Origin of the sequence: Streptomyces sp. NPDC001292, assembly GCF_042896465.1 — a bacterium.
Lineage (GTDB): Bacteria > Actinomycetota > Actinomycetes > Streptomycetales > Streptomycetaceae > Streptomyces.
In genome coordinates this window covers 26,964-41,998 of record NZ_JBIAXG010000018.1, presented here as the reverse complement: position 1 = coordinate 41,998, position 15,035 = coordinate 26,964, and the positions used below count along the sequence as shown (strand labels likewise).

Sequence of the window (15,035 nt, the reverse complement as noted above, 5' to 3'; positions counted from 1 at the left end):
GCGGCTTTCGTACGTGCGCGGGACGTGCGGTTGCGTGCCGGTGGTACGGACTTGTGCCGGTGGTACGGGGTCCTGCCGGTGCTCGGGACGTGCTGGCTGGTACGTGGACGTACTGGTGGTGCGTGGACGCACTGTGCGCGGGACGTGCCGGTGTGCCGTGCTGCGTGCTGCGTGCTGGTGGTGCGGGACGTGCCGGTGGTGCGGGACGTGCCGGTGGTGCGGGACGTGCCGGTGGTGCGGGACGTGCCGGTGGTGCGGGGTGGTACGCGCCGGTCAGGCCGGCGAGAACAGGTGGTCGCTGATGAGCCGGGCCGCGCCGATGACTCCGGCGACGGGCCCCAACTCGCCCAGGACGATGGGCAGGTTGCCGGTCGCCAGGGGCAGCGACTGGCGGTAGACCTGGGTGCGGATCGCGGCGAGCAGGGTGTGGCCGAGGCCGGTGACCCCGCCGCCGATCACCACCAGGCCGGGGTTGAAGAAGGAGACGAGTCCGGCGATGACCTGTCCGGTGCGGGTGCCGCCCTCCCGGATCAGGCCGAGCGAGGTGGCGTCGCCCGCGGCGGCCGCGGCGGCCACGTCGACGGCGGTGAGGGCGCCGTTCGTCTCCAGCCGGGCCGCGAGTTCGGCCGACAGGCCCTGCTGGGCCGCCTCCAGCGCGTCACGGGCCAGGGCCGCGCCGCTGAAGTGGGCCTCCAGGCAGCCCCGGTTGCCGCAGACGCAGGGGCGTCCGTCGGGCACGGCCTGGATGTGCCCGATGTCGCCCGCGCTGCCGGTCGTACCGCGGTGGACCTCGCCGTCGACGACGATGCCGCAGCCGATGCCGGTGCCGATCTTGACGCAGAGGAAGTCGCCCACGGAGCGGGCGACGCCCGCGTGCTGCTCCCCCATCGCCATGAGGTTCACGTCGTTGTCGACCATGACCGGGCAGCCGAGTTCCTGGCTGAGCGCCTCCCGCACGGGGAAGCCGTCCCAGCCCGGCATGATCGGGGGTGCCACGGGGACGCCCTGGGGGAAGCGGACGGGCCCGGGGACGCCGATACCGGCGCCGTCGTACCCCTCCGCGAGCCCCGACACCCTCAACTTCGCAGCCATGGCGAGGACTTGCTCGAAGACCGCGACGGGCCCCTCGCGTACGTCCAGCGGCTGGTTGAGGTGTCCCAGCACTTCCAGTTCGGCGTTGGTGACCGCGACGTCGACCGAGGTCGCGCCGATGTCGACGCCCAGGAAGCGCAGTTCGGGGGCGAGCCGGACGTTGTGGGAGCGACGGCCGCCGCGCGAGGCGGCGAGTCCGTCGGCGACGACCAGTCCCGTCTCCAGGAGCCGGTCCACCTCCACGGCCAGCTTCGACCGCGACAGCTCGACGCGGTCGCCGAGCTGTGCCCGGGAGCTGGCTCCCCCGTCGCGCAGCAGCTTCAGCAGCCGGGCCTGGTGTGTGTTGGCGGGTCGTGCCGTCATACGTCTCACGTGCCCCTCCCCGCCCCAATTCGGCCTGTGCACACGGGATTTCCGGCCACTTGGCCGCTTGCTTGAGAGAGGAACGTAGCAGCGACTGCCGGAACTGGGAAGAAGTTGCGCACGGATTGCCGCCAACTTTCCCCACCGACAGGACAAAGTTGGCGGCGATGAGCGGGACCCCGGACCGGTCTTCGGGGGGTCAGGGCTGGGCCCGTGGGGGCAGGGCTCGACCCGTGGGAGCAGGGCTGGGCCCGCGGGGTCAAGGCTCGACCCGTGGGAGCAGGGCTGGGCCCGCGGGGTCAAGGCTCGACCCGTGGGAGCAGGGCTGGGCCCGCGGGGTCAAGGCTCGACCCGCGGGGTCAAGGCTCGACCCGTGAGGGCAGGGCTCGACCCGTGAGGTCAAGGCTCGACCCGTGAGGGCAGGGCTCGACCCGTGAGGTCAAGGCTCAGCCCGTGGGGTCAAGGCTCGACCCGTGAGGGCAGGGCTCGAGGTCAAGGCTCAGCCCGTGGGGTCAACGCTCAGCCCGTCGGATCAGGACTCAGCCCCCGTAAGGTCAGGGCTTCGCCCGTGGGTCAAGGCTTGGCCTGGCCGTGGTACGACCTGCGGGTGTGCTCCGTGTGCTCGCGCATCAGACGGGTGGCGCGCTGCTCGTCGCGGTCGGCGATCGCGTCGATGAGCGCGCGGTGCTCGATCCAGGACTGGCGGCCGCGCTGCCGGGCCACCGGGGTGTAGTACCAGCGCACCCGGCGATCAACCTGCGCGGCGAGCTCGGCGAGCACCGCGTTGCCGGCCAGCTCCACGACCTTGGCGTGGAAGCGGGCGTTCAGGGCGACGGCCGTGTCCACGTCGTCGGCGGCGACGGCCTCGAACCCCTGCGCCACGAGCTCCTCCAGGACGGTGACGCCGTCGCGGTCAGCGTTCACGGCGGCGAGGCGGGCCGCCTCGGCCTCCAGCAGCATGCGCACACTGAGGAGCTGATCGGCCTCCTCCTCCGTCGGCTCGTGCACGAAGGCGCCCTGGGCGGGCCGCAGATCGACCCACCCCTCGGTGTTCAGGCGCTGGAGCGCCTCGCGCACCGGCTGCCGGGAGACGCCGAGGTGCCCGGCGAGTTCGCTCTCGACGAGGTGCTGGCCCGGCTGGAGGGCGCGGGTGGTGATGAGCTCCAGCAGGGCCTCGTAGACACGCTCGCGCAGCGGGCCGGGGCGCTCGAGCCTGGGCACCGCCCCCTGCGGCAGTCCTGTCGACAACATCGCGGTCCCCTCCTCGGCCGGGCGCGTGCGCAGCAGGCGGACAGCCGGGTCCTTGACACTCGGGCAGAGCATCGATCGGGCGTTCGTCTACAGTCTACGATGCACAGTAGCCACGATCATCGGAAGTCGCGCACGTCACACACTCGCGCGCGTGAAGCCCGCACGCGCGACGCCCGCGCGTGACGCCCCCGTCCGAAGCCGTACACCCATCGCGCGAGGCCCCGCCGGCCGCCGCTCACGGGCAGCGCACGACCTGCCCGGCGTAGGACAGATTGCCGCCGAAGCCGAACAGCAGCACCGGGTCGCCGGTGGTCACCTCGCCCCGTTCGACGAGCTTGGACAGGGCCAGCGGGATGCTCGCGGCCGAGGTGTTGCCGGACTCGCTGACGTCGCGGGCGACCACGGCGTTGACGGCTCCCAGCTTCGCGGCGAGCGGCTCGATGATGCGCAGGTTGGCCTGGTGCAGGACGACCGCGGCCAGTTCCTCCGGCGCGAAGCCGGCCCGCTCACAGGCCTGCCGGGCCAGCGGCGGCAACTGTGTGGTGGCCCACCGGTAGACGCTCTGCCCCTCCTGCGCGAACCGCGGCGGCGTGCCCTCGATCCGCACCGCGTGTCCCATCTCGGGCACCGAGCCCCACAGCACCGGCCCGATCCCGGGCTCCTCGCCCGGCCGGCAGGCCTCGACCACGGCTGCCCCGGCCCCGTCGCCGACCAGCACGCAGGTCGTGCGGTCGGTCCAGTCGGTCACGTCGGACATCTTGTCGGCGCCGATGACCAGGGCGCGGGTCGCGGCGCCGGCCCGCACGGTGTGGTCGGCGGTGGCCAGGGCGTGGGTGAAGCCCGCGCACACGACGTTGACGTCCATCGCGGCCGGCCGCGGGACGCCGAGCCGGGCGGCGACACGGGCGGCGGTGTTCGGGGAGCGGTCCGTGGCCGTGGAGGTGGCGACCAGCACCAGGTCGATGTCGGCGGGCGTGAGCCCGGCCGCCGCGAGCGCCTTGGCGGCGGCGTGCGCGGCGAGCTCGTCGACCGGCTCGTCGGGCGCGGCGATGTGCCGGGTCCGGATGCCCACCCGGCTCCTGATCCACTCGTCGCTGGTCGCCACGATGCCCTCCAGATCCTCGTTGGTGAGCACCTTGGCGGGCTGGTAGTGACCGACGGCGGTGATGCGCGAGCCGTTCATGGGTGATCCCCCTCGTGGCCGTGGGTAGCGGGATTCACCAGTCTGATCAGTGACTCACGGGTAAGGCGGCAGGTGAAGTCACAGGATTGACGGGCCCCGCTTGTCGGCTTCTGTCAGAGGGGCGCCACCCTCACCACCAGGGCCCTTGCTCAGGCGGCGGCAAGCGGTGGACAATAGATCGTAGACAGTATTCGAGCAGTGGCAGGACAGGTCACGGCTGTGATCAGCGAGGTCCTCCCGCCGCGATCCCCTGCCACGCGTGCAGGACAATTGAGATCGTCAAGGCCGCTTCGGCCGGAGAGCGCACAGAACCGGGGCTGATCAGGACATGGGACGAGTCACGGAACGACGCAAGGTGATCCGCATCCGGGACGGAGCCGTCTCGTCCCGCCCCGACACGCTGGTCGCCGAGGAGCCGCTGGAGATCCGGCTGAACGGCAAGCCGCTCGCGATCACCATGCGCACACCGGGTGACGACTTCGCGCTGGCGGCCGGTTTCCTGGTGAGCGAAGGCGTGCTGGGCGCCAGGTCCGACCTGCTGAACATCGTGTACTGCGCGGGCGCGACGGTGGACGGGTCGAACACGTACAACGTGGTGGACGTGAAGACGGCGCCGGACGTCGTCCTGCCCGACATCACCCTCGAACGCAACGTGTACACGACCTCGTCGTGCGGCCTGTGCGGCAAGGCGAGCCTGGACGCGGTCCGTACGACGGCCCGCTGGCCGATCTCCGACACGCCCCCGCTGCGTGTCGGGCCCGAGCTGCTGGCGAGCCTGCCCGACCGGCTGCGGGCCGCCCAGCGCGTCTTCGACCGCACCGGCGGGCTGCACGCGGCGGCCCTGTTCGCCGAGGACGGCGAACTGCTGGACATACGGGAGGACGTGGGCCGGCACAACGCGGTCGACAAGCTGATCGGCCGCGCCCTGCAGCACGGCGACCTGCCCCTGTCGCGCAGGATCCTGCTGGTCTCGGGCCGTGCGTCCTTCGAGCTGGCCCAGAAGGGCGTCATGGCGGGCATCCCGGTCCTGGCGGCCGTCTCGGCGCCGTCGTCCCTGGCGGTGGACCTGGCCGCGGAGACGGGACTGACGCTGGTGGGCTTCCTGCGGGGCAGCTCCATGAACGTGTACGCGGGCGGGGAGCGGATCGCCCTGCGGGAGGCGGCCGCCCACGGCTGAGCCGCCCCGACGGCCGCCGCCGCGCGGCCGTGCGACACCGGCCCGATCAGGTGGCCGCGCCGGTGTCACGGACGTCAACGGGGACCGGTGGCCGTACCGACCACGGTCCGTGACGCCGCGGCCGACGCCCGCCCGGTGGCCTCCTGCCGCGGCTCGGGGTCGTGCGCCCGGCGCTTGGCGATCACCGCGCACACCATGAGCTGCATCTGGTGGAAGAGCATCAGCGGCAACACGGCGAGCGAGGCATGGGCGCCGAACAGGACGCCGGCCATGGGCAGCCCGGAGGCCAGCGACTTCTTCGAGCCCGCGAACTGCACGGCGACGCGGTCCTCGCGGGAGAAGCCCAGCGCCCGTGTGCCGTACCAGGTCAGGGCGAGCATCACGGCGAGCAGCAGGGCCTCCACGACGAGCAGCCCGCCGAGCCGTACGGGACTGACCTGGTGCCAGATGCCGCGCACCATGCCCTCGCTGAACGCGGTGTAGACCACGAGCAGGATCGAGCCGCGGTCGACCAGGCCGAGAGCCTTCTTGTGCCGGGCGACGAAGCGCCCGATCCACGGCCTGAGGACCTGGCCGGCGACGAACGGCACGAGCAGTTGCACCACGATCGTGACCAGCGAGTGCCCGGAGAAGCCGCCGCCGCCGCTGCCGAGCAGCGCCGCCGCGAGCAGCGGGGTGAGGATGATGCCGACCATCGAGGAGAAGGAGCCGGCGCAGATCGCGGCGGGCACGTTGCCGCGGGCGATGGAGGTGAACGCGATCGACGACTGGATGGTCGACGGGACCAGGGTGAGGAAGAGCAGGCCCTGGTAGAGCGGCTGGTTCAGCAGCACCGGGACGAGTCCGCCTGCGGCGATGCCGAGCAGCGGGAAGACCAGAAAGGTGCAGGCCAGGACAGTGACGTGCAGCCGCCAGTGCTTCAGGCCGTCCAGTGCCTCACGGGTGGACAGGCGGACGCCGTAGAGGAAGAACAGCAGGGCGATCGCGGCGGTCGAGGCGCCCGAGGCCACATGGGCGGCCGTGCCGCGGGCCGGGAGGAGTGCCGCGATGCCCACCGTCCCCAGCAACAGGACGATGTACGGGTCGATCGGCAGCCAGTTCGTCCGGCGCAGGCGTTTCACGGTGCTCCACTTGCTCGTGCTCTTCGGTTCGGTACGGGCGCCGTCATGCCCGTTCGGTAGGGGGCCGACGGGGCCCCTCTCCATCGTGCTCCTCGCGCGGCCGATCGGGAATCCGTCACACCGCTCTGACTGTCATCGTGTTTCGCGATGACCGCGGTAACCTGTGCCTCGTGTACGACCCCGCCCAGTTGCGCACCTTCCTGACCGTGGCCCAGACCCTCAGCTTCACGGGGGCGGCGCGGCGGCTCGGGCTGCGTCAGTCGACCGTCAGCCAGCACGTGCGCCGATTGGAGGACGCGACCGGCAGGCTGCTGTTCTCCCGCGACACCCACTCGGTGGAGCTGACCGAGGACGGCGAGGCCATGCTGGGCTTCGCGCGGCGGATCCTCCAGGTGCACGAGCAGGCGACGGCGTTCTTCACCGGCGCCCGGGTGCGCGGCCGGCTGCGGTTCGGCGCGTCGGAGGACTTCGTGCTGACCCGGCTGCCGGAGATCCTGGAGGGCTTCCGCTACGAGCATCCCGAGGTCGACCTGGAGTTGACGGTGGAGCTGTCGGGCACCCTGCACGAACAGCTCGCCGCCGGAAAGCTGGACCTGGTGCTGGCCAAGCGGCGCCCCGAGGACCCGCACGGCGAACCGGTCTGGCGCGACCGCCTGGTCTGGATCGGCGCCGAGCGGCTGCGTCTGGACCCCGATCGCCCGGTGCCCCTCATCGTGTACCCGCCGCCCGGCATCTCCCGGGCCCTCGCCCTGGAGGCCCTGGAGCGCCAGGGCCGGCCGTGGCGCGTCGCCTGCACCAGCGGCAGCCTCAACGGCCTGGTCGCCGCCGCCCGCGCGGGCCTGGGTGTGATGGCCCACTCCCGTGGCCTGATCCCGCCGGGCCTGGTGCGTGTCCCGGACCGTGCGGGCCTGCCGGAACTGGGCGGAGTCGACTTCGTCCTCGTCCACGGCCGCCGCCACGACACTCCGCACCACGCGGCCGACGCCCTGGCCACGGCCATCCTGACCAGCGGCGACCGCCTCCACCGGCGCGGAGCCGGCTAGACGGCGGCCGGTCCGGGCCTCCCCACCGCCCTCGCCCTGGCCGGTTCGGGTGGTCCGGGTCTGCCCACGACTCTCGCGACCGGCGCCCGGCTTGCCCACCGCGGTCGCCGCGGGTGTCGGGCCGGCCGGTCGCGAGGGCCGTAATCGGGCCGTACAGATTCGGTGGAGATAACGGCACCGAACCTTACTGATCCGTAAGAAAGCCTGTCCGACCCTTCCCCTTGTGAGCGCATTTTCCGGCGTCCACCGGGGCGCCGCTCGCCTTCGCGGGCCCTCCCGTCCCCTGCCGCGCTGGGGTAGCTTTCACGGCGCTGTGCGGAGCGTCACAAGGAACGGGAGCGGGCTTTGCGCGAGTTCACCAGCCCTCCGTCGAGGTTGCCACCACCGGTGGGCGGACTGGCCGACGTCGTCTTCCAGCATGCCCAGGACGACCCGCTGCACATCGCGCTCGGCCGCAAGGACGAGTTCGGCAGGTGGCGGGACGTGACCTGCGCCGAGTTCCGCGACGAGGTGCTGGCCCTCGCCAAGGGCCTGCTCGCCCAGGGCATCCGCTTCGGCGACCGCGTCGCGATCATGTCCCGTACCCGCTACGAGTGGACGCTGTTCGACTTCGCGCTGTGGACGATCGGTGCCCAGGTGGTGCCGCTCTACCCCACCTCCTCGGCCGAGCAGTGCTTCTGGACGCTGTACGACGCGGAGGTCACGGCGGCGGTCGTGGAGCACGAGGAGCACGCGATGACGATCGCCACCGTCATCGACCGGCTCCCGCAACTGCGCCTGCTGTGGCAGCTGGACACCGGCGTCGTGCAGCAGCTGTACGACGCGGGCGGGCACATCGACGACGACGTGGTGCACCGGCACCGGCAGGCGGTCACCCCGGACTCGGTCGCGACCGTCATCTACACCTCCGGCACCACCGGCCGTCCCAAGGGCTGCGTGCTGTCGCACGGCAACTTCATGTACGAGTCGGACACGGTGATCGAGCGCTGGGAGCCGGTGTTCCACAGCAAGAAGGGCGACGAGGCGGCGACGCTGCTGTTCCTGCCGCTCGCCCACGTCTTCGGCCGGATGGTGGAGGTCGCCGCGATCCGCGGCAAGGTCCGTTTCGGCCATCAGCCGCAGCTGAACGCCGCCGCGCTGCTGCCCGACCTCCAGGCGTTCCGGCCGACGTTCATCCTGGCGGTGCCGTACATCTTCGAGAAGGTGTTCAACGCGGCCCGCCGCAAGGCGGAGAAGGAGGGCAGGGACGGGCCGTTCGAGAAGGCCGTCGAGGTCGCCGTGAAGTACGCGGACGCCGTCGAGGCCAAGGCGTGGGGCGTCGGCCCCGGCCCCTCGGCCGGCCTGCGGATGCAGCACCAGTTCTTCGACACGTTCGTGTACTCCAAGGTGCGCGCCGCGATGGGCGGCAGGATCCGCAACGCGATGTCCGGCGGCTCGGCCATGGACCGCCGCCTCGGCCTGTTCTTCGCGGGCGCCGGCGTGCAGATCTACGAGGGCTACGGACTGACCGAGTCCACCGCGGCGGCCACCGCCAACCCGCCCGAACGCACCCGCTACGGCACGGTCGGGCAGCCCATTCCGGGCACCACCGTGCACATCGCCGACGACGGCGAGATCTGGCTGCGCGGCGGCAACGTCTTCCAGGGCTACCTCCACAACGAGAAGGCCACCGACGAGACCCTGCACGACGGCTGGCTGGCCACCGGGGACCTCGGCTCCCTCGACGAGGACGGCTACCTGACGATCACCGGCCGCAAGAAGGAGATCCTGGTGACCTCCGGCGGCAAGAGCGTCGCGCCGGGCCTGCTGGAGGAACGGGTGCGCGACCACCCGCTGATCTCCCAGTGCATCGTCGTCGGCAACGACCGCCCCTACGTCGCCGCGCTGGTCACCCTCGACCAGGAGGCCGTCGAGCACTGGCTCCAGATGCGCGGCAAGCCGCGGATGCCGGCGGCCCGGCTGGTGCACGACGCCGACCTGGAGACCGAGGTCCGCCGTGCGGTGGTCGCCGCCAACACGCTGGTCTCCCAGGCCGAGTCGATCCGCACCTTCCGGATCCTCGCCCAGCCGTTCACCGAGGAGCACGGTCTGCTGACCCCGTCCCTGAAGCTCAAGCGCAAGGCCATCGAGAACGCGTACGCCGTCGAGGTGGAGGCGCTGTACCAGGTCTGAGCGGGGCCGCACCGCCAGGGGCCGATCAGGAATGCGATACGGCCCGTGATCGTTGACCATGGCACCGACACACGACGACAACCGAAGGATCGAGAAGCTCGTGAGCAGCAAGGTCCCCCCGATCATCCTCAACAACGGCGTCGAGATGCCCCAGCTGGGCTTCGGCGTCTGGCAGGTGCCGGACGACGAGGCGGAGCGGGCCGTCGCCACCGCGTTGGAGGCCGGGTACCGCAGCGTCGACACAGCGGCGATCTACGGCAACGAAGAGGGCACCGGCAAGGCCATCGCCGCCTCCGGGATCCCCCGCGAGGAGGTCTTCGTCACCACCAAGCTCTGGAACAGCGACCACGGGTACGACTCCACGCTGCGCGCCTTCGACGCGTCGCTGGCCAAGCTCGGCCTGGAGTACGTGGACCTGTACCTGATCCACTGGCCGACGCCGGCCCGGGGGAAGTTCGTCGACACCTACAAGGCGTTCGAGAAGCTGTACGCCGACGGGCGCATCCGGGCGATCGGCACCTCCAACTTCCTTCCCGAGCACCTCGATCGCCTGATCGCCGAGACCTCGGTGATCCCGGCGGTCAACCAGATCGAGCTGCACCCGCACCTCCAGCAGCACGCCGCCCGCGAGTACCACTCGGAGCAGGGCATCACCACCGAGGCCTGGTCCCCGCTCGGCCAGGGCAAGGGCCTGCTGGAGGTTCCGGCGATCGTGGCGATCGCGCAGAAGCACAACCGCACGCCCGCCCAGATCGTGCTGCGCTGGCACCTCCAGCTCGGCAACGTCGTGATCCCGAAGTCGGTGACGCCCTCCCGGATCCGGGAGAACATCGACGTCTTCGACTTCAGACTGGACGACGAGGACCTCGCGGCGATCGGCGCCCTGAACGAGGACCGGCGTCTGGGCCCGAACCCGGCGACCTTCGAGATGGCCTGACCCGCACAGCGCGCGGCGCGTCCTGAACCACTGCCCGGCGGTTACGGGACGCGTCGTGCGCCGTCGATATCGAGACGCCTCCAGGTAAGGAAACTTTCCTGACAGAAGGATCACACAGGGCACATGCGAAGACCGCCCCTCGCCGCGGCCCTGGGTGCGGCCCTGCTCACCACCGGAGTGCTCCCCGCGAACGCGCCCGGCGCCGGCGGACCGCGGCCCGCCGGGGAGGGCTCGGTCGGTACCGCCGACCGGCTCGCAAAGGTGACGACCTGTCAGCAGGTCTCCAAGGAGATCACCGGTGAGGCCTCGTACGCCACCGCCCAGGACCTCGGCATCGACCCGGACCCGGCCACCGGCGGCGTGGACTCCGGCGTGACCTGCATCCTGTTCAAGAACTCCCGGGTCTCGCCGATCGGGAGCCACAGCGCGGCGCATGCCCTCGGCGAGAGGCCGGCGCAGGAGTTCATCGAGGCCGACTGAGCCGGGTACACGGGCCGAGCGATTGCCGCGCCCCTGCGGCTCAGGCGGTCCGGACCGCCGTGTACACCGTGTGCGCCTTGAGCACGAAGAGGTCGTTCCTGCGGTGCACGCCGGCCTCGTCCTCGGGGTCGAGGAGCCGGTCGAGAGTGGCACGGTCCTCGTCGTCGATGTCGCTCTCCAGGGACTCGCGACGCCGGTTCAGGTCGGCGGCGACATAGGCGCGGGCCGCGTCCGAGACCGGGGCGGGCAGGTCCAGCAGGAAGCTGCGGGTGCCGCTGGGCTTCAGGCCCGCGGACTCCAGCAGCGCCGGCCAGTCCTCGGTCTCGGCGACCGAGCCCGGCAACTCGGCCCGCATGCGCGCGAACCAGTCCTCCTGCACCACGTCGAGCCGGGTCTGGAGGCCGGGCCTGCCGATGCCGATGTCGCGGGGCAGGAACCGGGCGGGCAGGCCGCCCTCCAGCAGGGCGAGCGTGCCGCCGGGCGCCAGCCGCTCGGCGAACGCGGCGAGGGCGGCCCGCTGGTCGCCCAGGTGGTGCAGACTGTTGCCGGCCCACAGCAGATCCACCGGGTATTCCAACTCTTCCAGCACACCGGGGAGTTCACCTGCGGCGGTGCCGAGGCGGTCTGCCAGGCCGAGGCGGGCGGCCCGGGCCCGGGCCAGGGCCAGCAACGGTTCGGAGCCGTCCACCGCGACGACCCGCGCGCCCGGGAACGCCTCGGCGAAGAGGCAGGAGACCACGCCCGGCCCGCTGCCGGCGTCGACGATCAGGCCGGGTTCGGGCGCCTTCTCCCCCAGCCACGCCATGACCTTCCCGTACAGGGGCGTGAACAGCTCCGCCTGGGCCTCCAGCAGCGCAGCCATGACTGCCCAGTCGATGTCGGTGTGACCGTGGTGGTCGTGCCGGCCGGGGTGGGCCCCCTCGTGGTCGTGGTGTCCGTGGTGTCCGTGCGCCATGCTGATCAGCCTCTCTTGTCCGGTGCGGCCAGCCTGCGCCGACGCACCGGGAGAGGGCCAGTCCTGTTGCCGAGGCGGCAAAACGGCCGGGAGCACAGGCCCCTGGCCGCGGGGAGGAGCCGTTCGCGGCCCGCCGGGCCGCCCGGCAGGGCCGGCCCCGGCGGATCGCCTCAGATCACGGCAGAGGCGGGTACGCGTTCTTCCTCAGCTCCTGGAACCGGGCGGAGAACCAGGGACACGGGGGCGTTCGGCAGCGCGCCCGACATGCTGTTGCCGTTGCGGACGTTGCCCCCGTAGGTCGGGCCGCACATGCGGTCGAAGCCCTTGCCCTCGTCGGTCGGGCGGCTTCCTCGTCGTAGTCCAGCACGCGGATCCCCCTCCCTGTCCCGGCGCGGCTCAGCTCGCCCCGTGTCCCGGTGCGAGGTCCTGCACCCGGCGGGCGAGTTCGAAGTCCTTCTCGGTGACTGCGCCGCCCGCGCTGTGGGTGTTCACGCTGAGCGAGACGGTGTTGTAGCCGAGGGTGAGGTCGGAGTGGTGGTCGAGCTCCTCCTGGACCTGGGCGATGTGCACGACCATCGCCGTCGCCGCGAAGTGCGAGCCGAGCCGGAAGGAGCGGGTGAGGCGGTCCCCGTCGACGGACCAGCCGGGCAGCTCGGCCAGCCGGTCCTCGATCTCCTTGTGCGACAGCGGTGCGACGGGCATGGGACCGGCTCCCTTCCTGGACCTCTGCTGGACCTCGCGTTCCTGTTCAGACTGCCACAGGAGGGCCGTCGCGTCCCGGGCCGGAACGGGCCCGCGGCTCGGCCGGCCACGCACTCGGTCGCGAGGTCGTCCGCCAGGTCGGCGGTCCTGGCGCGGCCCTCGACGTGTTCCATCCAGGTGTGCGGGAGGCCGTGGTCGCCGTGCCGGGCGCCGCGGAGGTTTCCGCAGGTGGAGCCGGTGGAGTCACTGTCACCCGAGTGGTCGACGGCGAGCAGCAGGGCGTCCTCGGCGCGCGGGGCGGCCAGGGCGCTGCGGACGCCGATGGCGAGGGCTTCCTCGGCGACCCATCCGGCGTCGAGCCGCTGAAGCCTCTCGAGTGTCGGAGCGCCCTGCGCGGCCAGGTCGAGGGCCTGCTCCAGGGCGGCGCTGGTCTGCTCGTGCCCGGGGATGGGGGGTCCCCCTGCTCGAGTGGAGCCGAGAGCTTGGGGGCGGGCGAGCAACCGCAGCGCACGCAGGACCGCGCCCTCGACGGACTCCCCGGACATGAGGTACGCGACGATCACGGCGAGCGCGCCGGCCGCGTAGCGGTGGGGTGGCCGTGGGTCGTCTGGGCGCAGCGGGCGGCCGTGCCGAAGGCGGCGGCGGGGTCGGTGCGGGTCAGTCCGAACACCGCCGTCGCCTCCCAGGACGGCTTCCACGGCTCGGTCATACGCCCCCTCCTCGACTACGGTCGGGCCTATGACCATTGTCGCGTCCGGCACCACCGTGTCCCCCACCGCCCCCGCAGCCCAGGGCGTGGGCCCGTTGCTGCGGTCCTGGCGGGAGCGGCGGCGGATCAGTCAGCTCGAACTGGCGCTGCGCGCCGACTCCTCGGCCCGGCACATCAGCTTCATCGAGACCGGACGGTCCCGGCCGAGCGAGGAGATGGTGCTGCGGCTGGCGGAGCACCTGGAGGTGCCGGTGCGGGAGCGCAACGCCCTGCTGCTGGCCGCCGGTTACGCCCCGCATTACCGGCAGACCCCGCTGGACGACCCGGCGCTCGGCCCGCTGCGCGAGGGCCTGGAGCGGCTGATCCAGGGGTACGAGCCGTATCCGGCGCTGGTGGTCGACGCGACGTACGACGTGGTGAGCGCGAACCGGGGCATCACGATGCTGCTGGAGGGCGTACCGGAACGGCTGCTCGCCGCGCCGCTGAACGCGATGCGGCTGACCCTGCACCCGGAGGGCCTGGCGCCGCGCATCCGCAACCTGCGCGAGTGGCGCGGGCATCTGCTCGCCCAGATGGAGCGGCAGTTCGCGCTGCACCGCTCGGCCGCGCTGCGCGAGCTGTACGAGGAGGTGGCGGCCTACCCGGTGCCGCGGAGCGCGCCGGAGGCGGCGGAGCCGCCCGCGCAGGTGCCGTACTTCGCGCTGCCGCTGCGGATCGAGCACGATGGGCGGGTGCTGTCGTTCGTCTCCTCCATCTCCACCTTCAACACGCCCATGGACGTGACGGTGGCGGAACTCGCGATCGAGACGTTCCTGCCCGCCGACCCGGCCACCGTCGAGTACCTTCACTCGTCGTGGGCGGGAGAGAGCCGGGAGGCGTGGCGTGAGTGAGCGGCGGGCGGCACCCACCGTGGGCCAGGTGGTGCTCGGCAGACGACTTCAGGAGCTGCGGGAGAAGGCCGGACTGGGACGCGAGGAGGCCGCGCGCGTCCTGCGGGTGGCCCCCGCGACCGTACGGCGGATGGAGACGGCCGAGGTCGCGCTGAAGATCCCGTACGTGCAGATGCTGCTGACCGCCTACGGGGTGGGCGACGAGGCGGCTGCCGCGTTCGTCTCGCTGGCCGAGGAGGCCAACGCGCCGGGCTGGTGGCAGCGGTTCCACGACGTGCTGCCGGAGTGGTTCAGCCTGTATGTGAGCCTGGAGGGCGCCGCCCGGCTGATCCGCTCCTACGAGCCGCACTTCGTGCCGGGTCTGCTCCAGACGGAGGGCTACGCGCACGCGGTGCTGGAGGCCGGGACGGTCGGACAGCGCAGGCCGGACGCGGTCGAGCGGCACGTGTCGCTGCGGATGGCCCGGCAAGCGCTGCTGGAGCGGCCGGATCCGCCGCACCTGTGGGCGATCATCGACGAGACGGTGCTGCGGCGGCCGGTGGGCGACCGCCCCGAGGTGATGCGCGAGCAGCTCGACAAGCTGCTCGAGTACACCGAGCGGGACCGGGTGACGGTGCAGGTCGCCGAGTTCGCGCGGGGGCCGCACGCGGGGACGTACGGGCCGTTCTCGCTGTTCCGCTTCGCCGAGCCGGAACTGCCCGACCTGGTCTACACCGAATACCTGACCGGCGCCCTGTACCTGGACTCCCGCACGGAGATCTCCACGCACCTCGAGGTCCTCGACCGCATGACGGCCACCGCCGCCACCGCCGAGCAGACCCGCGAGCTGCTGCGGGAGTACCGCAAGAACCTGTGACCCGCATCCCGGCGACCTGACCCAGGGCCTCTCGTTCGGATCAGCCGGGCTCGCGGGCCCTGGTGCCGCTCCCCCAAGCTCTTCGAGCAGGGGGGACCCCCAGC

At 72.1% G+C, this 15,035-nt stretch carries 13 protein-coding genes and 1 pseudogene; 7 read left to right on the top strand and 7 right to left on the bottom strand.

Annotated elements, in window-relative coordinates; genetic code table 11:
• Positions 1 to 273: 273 nt before the first annotated feature.
• From ACFY4A_RS20250 to ACFY4A_RS20240, 3 genes are all read right to left on the bottom strand, one after another.
• Positions 274 to 1,455 carry an ROK family protein gene (locus ACFY4A_RS20250; protein ID WP_390830823.1) on the bottom strand — a complete coding sequence of 394 codons (1,182 nt, stop codon included), beginning with the start codon at positions 1,453 to 1,455 and terminating at the stop codon, positions 274 to 276.
• Positions 1,456 to 2,028: 573 nt separating this feature from the next.
• Entirely contained in the window at positions 2,029 to 2,706 is a 678-nt protein-coding gene (locus tag ACFY4A_RS20245) for a GntR family transcriptional regulator (protein WP_390830748.1), read from the bottom strand.
• 235 nt (positions 2,707 to 2,941) lie between these two features.
• On the bottom strand, positions 2,942 to 3,889 hold the full coding sequence (locus tag ACFY4A_RS20240; RefSeq protein ID WP_390830747.1) for a beta-ketoacyl-ACP synthase III: 948 nt from the start codon (positions 3,887 to 3,889) through the stop codon (positions 2,942 to 2,944).
• 328 nt (positions 3,890 to 4,217) lie between these two features.
• Between ACFY4A_RS20240 and fdhD the strand changes: the two genes are divergently transcribed.
• A complete protein-coding gene (gene fdhD / locus ACFY4A_RS20235; protein ID WP_390830746.1) occupies positions 4,218 to 5,066 on the top strand; it encodes a formate dehydrogenase accessory sulfurtransferase FdhD in 849 nt (282 codons plus the stop codon).
• Between the two features lie 74 nt (positions 5,067 to 5,140).
• Here the strand turns inward: fdhD and ACFY4A_RS20230 are convergent, their stop codons facing one another.
• Positions 5,141 to 6,160: a bile acid:sodium symporter family protein gene (locus ACFY4A_RS20230; protein WP_390830822.1), complete on the bottom strand. Its 1,020-nt coding sequence runs from the start codon at positions 6,158 to 6,160 to the stop codon at positions 5,141 to 5,143.
• Positions 6,161 to 6,357: 197 nt separating this feature from the next.
• On the opposite strand from ACFY4A_RS20230, the gene ACFY4A_RS20225 reads away from it, so the two are divergent.
• From ACFY4A_RS20225 to ACFY4A_RS20210, 4 genes are all read left to right on the top strand, one after another.
• Positions 6,358 to 7,230, top strand: coding sequence for a LysR substrate-binding domain-containing protein (locus ACFY4A_RS20225; RefSeq protein WP_390830745.1), 873 nt, complete (start codon positions 6,358 to 6,360; stop codon positions 7,228 to 7,230).
• A gap of 345 nt (positions 7,231 to 7,575) precedes the next feature.
• Positions 7,576 to 9,402: an AMP-dependent synthetase/ligase gene (locus ACFY4A_RS20220; protein ID WP_390830744.1), complete on the top strand. Its 1,827-nt coding sequence runs from the start codon at positions 7,576 to 7,578 to the stop codon at positions 9,400 to 9,402.
• Between the two features lie 100 nt (positions 9,403 to 9,502).
• A complete protein-coding gene (locus tag ACFY4A_RS20215) occupies positions 9,503 to 10,339 on the top strand; it encodes an aldo/keto reductase (RefSeq protein WP_390830743.1) in 837 nt (278 codons plus the stop codon).
• A gap of 123 nt (positions 10,340 to 10,462) precedes the next feature.
• The gene (locus ACFY4A_RS20210) at positions 10,463 to 10,819 is read left to right on the top strand and encodes a hypothetical protein (protein ID WP_390830742.1); all 357 of its coding nucleotides are present in this window, start codon (positions 10,463 to 10,465) and stop codon (positions 10,817 to 10,819) included.
• A 40-nt stretch (positions 10,820 to 10,859) separates the two neighbouring features.
• Here the strand turns inward: ACFY4A_RS20210 and ACFY4A_RS20205 are convergent, their stop codons facing one another.
• The 3 genes and pseudogenes from ACFY4A_RS20205 to ACFY4A_RS20195 all read right to left on the bottom strand — a co-directional run.
• Positions 10,860 to 11,774 (bottom strand): class I SAM-dependent methyltransferase, encoded by a 915-nt coding sequence (locus tag ACFY4A_RS20205; RefSeq protein WP_390830741.1) that lies wholly within the window; start codon positions 11,772 to 11,774, stop codon positions 10,860 to 10,862.
• A 396-nt stretch (positions 11,775 to 12,170) separates the two neighbouring features.
• Positions 12,171 to 12,476: a 4a-hydroxytetrahydrobiopterin dehydratase gene (locus ACFY4A_RS20200; protein WP_390830740.1), complete on the bottom strand. Its 306-nt coding sequence runs from the start codon at positions 12,474 to 12,476 to the stop codon at positions 12,171 to 12,173.
• A gap of 107 nt (positions 12,477 to 12,583) precedes the next feature.
• Positions 12,584 to 13,152 (bottom strand): annotated as a pseudogene (locus tag ACFY4A_RS20195) (ADP-ribosylglycohydrolase family protein); the annotation flags it as partial.
• A 62-nt stretch (positions 13,153 to 13,214) separates the two neighbouring features.
• Here ACFY4A_RS20195 and ACFY4A_RS20190 point away from each other — a divergent pair.
• A complete protein-coding gene (locus ACFY4A_RS20190; protein ID WP_390830739.1) occupies positions 13,215 to 14,075 on the top strand; it encodes a helix-turn-helix domain-containing protein in 861 nt (286 codons plus the stop codon).
• Positions 14,068 to 14,931 (top strand): helix-turn-helix domain-containing protein, encoded by an 864-nt coding sequence (locus tag ACFY4A_RS20185; RefSeq protein ID WP_390830738.1) that lies wholly within the window; start codon positions 14,068 to 14,070, stop codon positions 14,929 to 14,931. Before ACFY4A_RS20190 ends, ACFY4A_RS20185 begins: the two co-directional genes overlap by 8 nt.
• Positions 14,932 to 15,035: the final 104 nt, after the last annotated feature.

Coding starts and splice junctions, on each gene's coding strand:
- ACFY4A_RS20210 (WP_390830742.1), top strand. CDS start 10,463: ATGCGAAGACCGCCCCTCGCCGCGGCCCTGGGTGCGGCCCTGCTCACC.
- fdhD (WP_390830746.1), top strand. CDS start 4,218: ATGGGACGAGTCACGGAACGACGCAAGGTGATCCGCATCCGGGACGGA.
- ACFY4A_RS20190 (WP_390830739.1), top strand. CDS start 13,215: ATGACCATTGTCGCGTCCGGCACCACCGTGTCCCCCACCGCCCCCGCA.
- ACFY4A_RS20245 (WP_390830748.1), bottom strand. CDS start 2,706: ATGTTGTCGACAGGACTGCCGCAGGGGGCGGTGCCCAGGCTCGAGCGC.
- ACFY4A_RS20240 (WP_390830747.1), bottom strand. CDS start 3,889: ATGAACGGCTCGCGCATCACCGCCGTCGGTCACTACCAGCCCGCCAAG.
- ACFY4A_RS20200 (WP_390830740.1), bottom strand. CDS start 12,476: ATGCCCGTCGCACCGCTGTCGCACAAGGAGATCGAGGACCGGCTGGCC.
- ACFY4A_RS20205 (WP_390830741.1), bottom strand. CDS start 11,774: ATGGCGCACGGACACCACGGACACCACGACCACGAGGGGGCCCACCCC.
- ACFY4A_RS20250 (WP_390830823.1), bottom strand. CDS start 1,455: ATGACGGCACGACCCGCCAACACACACCAGGCCCGGCTGCTGAAGCTG.